Source organism: Phytoactinopolyspora endophytica, assembly GCF_004138495.1.
In the GTDB taxonomy this organism is placed as follows: domain Bacteria; phylum Actinomycetota; class Actinomycetes; order Jiangellales; family Jiangellaceae; genus Phytoactinopolyspora; species Phytoactinopolyspora endophytica.
In genome coordinates, this window is record NZ_ML142856.1 from 212,923 (window position 1) to 214,699 (window position 1,777).

At 65.9% G+C, this 1,777-nt stretch carries 1 protein-coding gene; it reads left to right on the forward strand.

Going from position 1 to position 1,777, the window contains the following annotated elements:
- Positions 1-223 precede the first annotated feature (223 nt).
- Positions 224-1,777, forward strand: a 1,554-nt coding sequence (locus ELR45_RS17305; protein ID WP_276320696.1) for a S1 family peptidase, incomplete at its 3' end; no start/stop codon positions are given.

Below are 1,777 nucleotides of genomic sequence, written 5' to 3' on the forward strand. Positions count from 1 at the left end.
TCCGTTACTTACGCCACACCCAGAGCCTGGTTCCGCTGGTAGAGCGATCGTTACCAAACGGTTACCACAACTGGCGTCCTGGGACAGATGCGAATATCGCGCATCCTCCGGTAGCGTGACCCCGGTTCCGGTCTGCTGGCCTCATGGTCGGCAGACCCGCCCTTGAGAGGTAACAAATCAAGGGCAGGGGCATGACGTTCATGACACAGAACTGGAGATGTGCGTGAGTAACTCCAAGTACCGCTACCGACGCGGTGCGAAACGGCTGACGGGCGTGCTGGCAGCCACCGCCGTCGTCGGCGCGGGCGCGATCGCCACTACAGGCGTCGCGCACGCAGAAGAAGACGAATCCATACTGACAACAGCATTGGAAACCTTCGACCCGGCGGACTTCGCCTCGAAGGCGGCCGAGCTTCCCGCCGGCCTTCAGCAGGCGATCGAGCGGGACCTGGGTATCTCGGCGGCGGCCTACCTGGCCAACGCGGAGGCCACCAAGGGCGCCGCTGAGGTCTCCGCCGGCCTACAGGCCGACGGTGTGGGTGTCACCGGCACCGCGATCGACGGCCAGGACGTCACGATCTACGTCTCGTCCGAGGCCGACGTCGCCGCCGCCGAGGCGACCGGCGCCGCTCAGGTCGAGATCGGTGAGCCGGAGTCCAAGGACTACTCGGACTATGAGTTCGAGCCTGCCGAGGACCTCCGGGGTGGCTACGGCTACACGGGCTATGGCTCTGACGACTTCCTGTGGCGCTGTTCCGTCGGTTTCAACGGCTACGACGGTGGCGGCAACGACCGCTATCTCACCGCGGGACACTGCGCCTTCGACGGAAACGACGAAGAGATGAGCAACGTCGACCACATCGACGTCGACGGCCCGATCTGGGGCGACGAAAGCTGGCCCGAGCAGATCGGTGAGCCGATCGGTGCGTTCGTCGCCGGAGCGAGCCAGTTCGGTGACGAACAGGACGCCGGCCTGGTCGACGTGACCGGTTCCAACTGGGACAACGTCCCGCAGGTCTCCGAGTGGGGCGATGGTGAAGGCGACCCGACAGAGGGCGCCGTCACCATCTACGACTCGGTTGACGCTGTCGAGGGCGCCCAGGCATGCAAGTCCGGCGCCACGTCCGGCTGGCAGTGCGGTGAGGTCACCGACACCGAGACCAGCATCGACGTTGATGGACGCGACGTATCCGGGTTCATGTTCGAGGCCTGCCTCCTCGGCGGTGACAGCGGCGGCTCGATCGTCGTCGGCAACTACGCCCTGGGCGTCAACTCCGCGTCGACCCACGGCGGCCGCACGGATTGTGACGACTGGGATGGCGGAGGCGCCGACTTCAGCCTCGGCTACGCCGTCTCCGGCGGCGAGCACAACGCGTTCACCTTCTACGGTGATGAGTGGGAGCTGAACGTCGAGGTCAACGCCCCGGTCATCGACTCCGCTGAGGCGAACGAGTCCGGTGCGACGCTGAACGGCACGGTTGAGAACGCCGGCGCCGACCACACCGTGCTGGTGTCGATCGACGGTGTCGGCGACTTCGAGGCCGAGGTCAACGCCGACGGTGAGTTCACCATCGAGGTGGACGAGGCTCTGGAGGCGGGTGCCGAGTACTCCTACACCGCCACCGCCTTCTACGGCGACAACTCCGAGTCGGAGCAGACCGCCGGAACCTTCACGGTTGAGGAAGAGCCGGAGGTCGAGGACCTGGTCATCGCTTCCCCGGAGAACGAGCAGACCACCAGCAACACGCGTCCGCCGTTCGAAGGCACCGGCGAGCCC